This window comes from Ruegeria sp. BB6 (assembly GCF_056539385.1).
Map to the genome: position 1 here is coordinate 2501 of NZ_JBQFUW010000018.1, position 3858 is coordinate 6358.

Here is a 3858-nt window from a genome sequence, read left to right on the forward strand (position 1 = left end):
CTGAGATGTCTGTTCTTACAGACTATGGTGTGCGAACGCGCATTCTCTTCGAGAATACGCTGCCTCGCACCCGGCAGACTTTCTTCGAAAGTCGCCGCAATTGACATCGTATAGAGAGAAATCAATCAACACTGTTTGATCGCGCCGAGTGAGGCGTTGATCTCAGTTGGTCCTCACGTGCTCAAGTAGCCGAATAGGCGGTAGCACACATAGTGAGGAGGTTTGATTAGGGATGTTTCCTCGTCCCTTTTTGAATATCCCGGCTGAAACGAACAGAGTTGTCCAAGTCAAGTACACTAACCCGCATAACTTAACGGTTATGCATTGTCTTCTATCCTCTGCGTGGGGCCGACCGACATCGGCAGCGCGGGTTCCAGGATGGAAGGCGGGAAAGTATGCTTTTGGTTCAGAAGAAAGATCGCCTTTAGTTACCAGCTGGGCGGTCGCGATCGATTTGATTACTAGCGCAGCTTTGGTTGTGTGCGGTCAAACGCACTCAAGTAGCCGAATAGGCGGTAGTGCCAATATCAAGTCTTTCTTTTTCTGGATCAAATCAAGCGCGAGAAGGGCGTTTGGTGAATGCCTTGGCAGCAAGAGGCGATGAAAGACGTGATACTCTGCGATAAGCCATGGGGAGCTGAGAATAAGCTTTGATCCATGGATTTCTGAATGGGGCAACCCACTTGAAAGCTTCATATTGTTAGTTTTGCTACTCAATATGTTGCTTAACCAAGTACTTAAGACCTGAATACATAGGGTTTTAAGAGCAAACCCGGGGAACTGAAACATCTAAGTACCCGGAGGAAAGGAAATCAATTGATACTCCCCTAGTAGCGGCGAGCGAACGGGGACCAGCCGAGCCAGATGAGTGAGAAGAACATGTTGGGAAGCATGGCCATAGCGGGTGACAGCCCCGTATTCTAAGCTCTGATGGACGTATTAAGTAGGGCGGAACACGTGAAATTCTGTCTGAAGATCGGAGGACCACCTTCGAAGGCTAAGTACTCCTTGCTGACCGATAGCGAACCAGTACCGTGAGGGAAAGGTGAAAAGCACCCCGACGAGGGGAGTGAAACAGTACCTGAAACCGAACGCCTACAATCAGTCGGAGGCTCCTTGCGAGCTGACGGCGTACCTTTTGTATAATGGGTCATCGACTTGGTCTTACGAGCAAGCTTAAGCCGTTAGGTGTAGGCGTAGCGAAAGCGAGTCTTAATAGGGCGTATGAGTTCGTGGGATCAGACCCGAAACCGAGTGATCTAGGCATGGCCAGGTTGAAGGTAAGGTAACACTTACTGGAGGACCGAACCCACATCTGTTGAAAAAGATCGGGATGAGCTGTGCCTAGGGGTGAAAGGCCAATCAAACTCGGAGATAGCTGGTTCTCTGCGAAATCTATTTAGGTAGAGCGTCATCCGAATACCCCGGGGGGTAGAGCACTGGATGGGTAATGGGGCCCCACAGGCTTACTGATCCTAACCAAACTCCGAATACCCGGGAGTACTAGATGGCAGACACACTGCGGATGCTAACGTCCGTAGTGGAGAGGGAAACAACCCTGACCTACGACTAAGGCCCCCAATTCATGGCTAAGTGGGAAAGCAGGTGGGACGACCAAAACAACCAGGAGGTTGGCTTAGAAGCAGCCATCCTTTAAAGATAGCGTAACAGCTCACTGGTCTAAATAAGTTGTCCTGCGGCGAAGATGTAACGGGGCTCAAGCCATGAGCCGAAGTCTAGGGATGCGTAAGCATCGGTAGCAGAGCGTAGTGTGACATAGAACCTTGCCTTTTTTACCGCCGGTCATTTGGCGCGAGCAATCGCGCTCAAGTAGCCGAATAGGCGGTAGCGCAGGCATAGGTTCTTTCGATGAAGCGGGCGCGTGAGCGATCCCGTGGAGAGATCACTAGTGAGAATGATGACATGAGTAGCGACAAAGAGTGTGAGAGACACTCTCGCCGAAAGTCCAAGGGTTCCTGCTTAAAGCTAATCTGAGCAGGGTAAGCCGGCCCCTAAGCCGAGGCCGAAAGGCGTAGGCGATGGGAACTAGGTTAATATTCCTAGGCCAGGAGGATGTGACGGATCACGAAGGTTGTTCACCCTTATCGGATTGGGTGGGCCGCTGAGTGGTTCCTGGAAATAGCCCTCCATCAGACCGTACCCTAAACCGACACAGGTGGACTGGTAGAGCATACCAAGGCGCTTGAGAGAACGATGTTGAAGGAACTCGGCAAAATACCTCCGTAAGTTCGCGAGAAGGAGGCCCGGTTCCTAGGCAACTAGGGGCTGGGGGCACAAACCAGGGGGTGGCGACTGTTTATTAAAAACACAGGGCTCTGCGAAGTCGCAAGACGACGTATAGGGTCTGACGCCTGCCCGGTGCCTGAAGGTTAAAAGGAGAGGTGAGAGCCTTGAATTGAAGCCCAGGTAAACGGCGGCCGTAACTATAACGGTCCTAAGGTAGCGAAATTCCTTGTCGGGTAAGTTCCGACCTGCACGAATGGCGTAACGACTTCCCCGCTGTCTCCAACATCGACTCAGCGAAATTGAATTGCCTGTCAAGATGCAGGCTTCCCGCGGTTAGACGGAAAGACCCCGTGCACCTTTACTACAGCTTCGCACTGGCATCAGGATTGTGATGTGCAGGATAGGTGGTAGGCTTTGAAGCAGGAACGCAAGTTCTTGTGGAGCCTCCCTTGAGATACCACCCTTCGCACTCTTGATGTCTAACCGCGGTCCGTTATCCGGATCCGGGACCCTGCGTGGCGGGTAGTTTGACTGGGGCGGTCGCCTCCTAAAGCGTAACGGAGGCGCGCGAAGGTTGGCTCAGAGCGGTCGGAAATCGCTCGTTGAGTGCAATGGCAGAAGCCAGCCTGACTGCGAGACTGACAAGTCGAGCAGAGTCGAAAGACGGCCATAGTGATCCGGTGGTCCCGAGTGGAAGGGCCATCGCTCAACGGATAAAAGGTACGCCGGGGATAACAGGCTGATACTGCCCAAGAGTCCATATCGACGGCAGTGTTTGGCACCTCGATGTCGGCTCATCTCATCCTGGGGCTGGAGCAGGTCCCAAGGGTACGGCTGTTCGCCGTTTAAAGAGGTACGTGAGCTGGGTTTAGAACGTCGTGAGACAGTTCGGTCCCTATCTGCCGTGGGTGTAGGAGACTTGAGAGGAGTTGCCCCTAGTACGAGAGGACCGGGGTGAACGATCCACTGGTGGACCAGTTGTCGTGCCAACGGCAGTGCTGGGTAGCTATGATCGGACAGGATAACCGCTGAAGGCATCTAAGCGGGAAGCCCCCCTCAAAACAAGGTCTCCCTGAGGGCCGTGGAAGACCACCACGTCAATAGGCCGGAGATGTAAGCGCAGTAATGCGTTCAGTTGACCGGTACTAATCGCCCGATAGGCTTGATTTGATCCAGTAATGGAAAGACAAAATCAAAACCGAAAGCATACACCGACCTTGACAATGGATAACGTCGCAGCGCCTAGCCGCGATGTTGATTGATATAACAACCGTGCGGCAACGCGCATTCGTAAACGAATACGCTGCCTGCCGCGCGTCGCGCTTTTGCTCCGCAAAAGTCGCGACGGGGGCTTTTCCTCGGTTTGGTGGTCATAGCGCAAGTGAAACACCCGGTCCCATCCCGAACCCGGAAGTTAAGCACTGCCGCGCCAATGGTACTTGGGCTTAAGCCCCGGGAGAGTAGGTCACCGCCAAACCTAGTAAAAGCCCGCAAAACAGCATTCTCTCTAACGATGATACAAATCTGACTCTGACGCGGGATGGAGCAGCCCGGTAGCTCGTCAGGCTCATAACCTGAAGGTCGCAGGTTCAAATCCTGCTCCCGCAACCA

Annotated in this window: 1 tRNA gene and 2 rRNA genes; all 3 read left to right on the plus strand. The window is 53.1% G+C overall.

Annotated features, from left to right (window positions below):
• Positions 1-551 precede the first annotated feature (551 nt).
• Positions 552-3417: ribosomal RNA gene (locus tag ACR0B7_RS20935) — 23S ribosomal RNA — on the plus strand.
• Between the two features lie 192 nt (positions 3418-3609).
• A 5S ribosomal RNA gene (rrf, locus tag ACR0B7_RS20940) occupies positions 3610-3724 on the plus strand.
• Between the two features lie 57 nt (positions 3725-3781).
• Positions 3782-3858, plus strand: a tRNA-Met gene (locus tag ACR0B7_RS20945).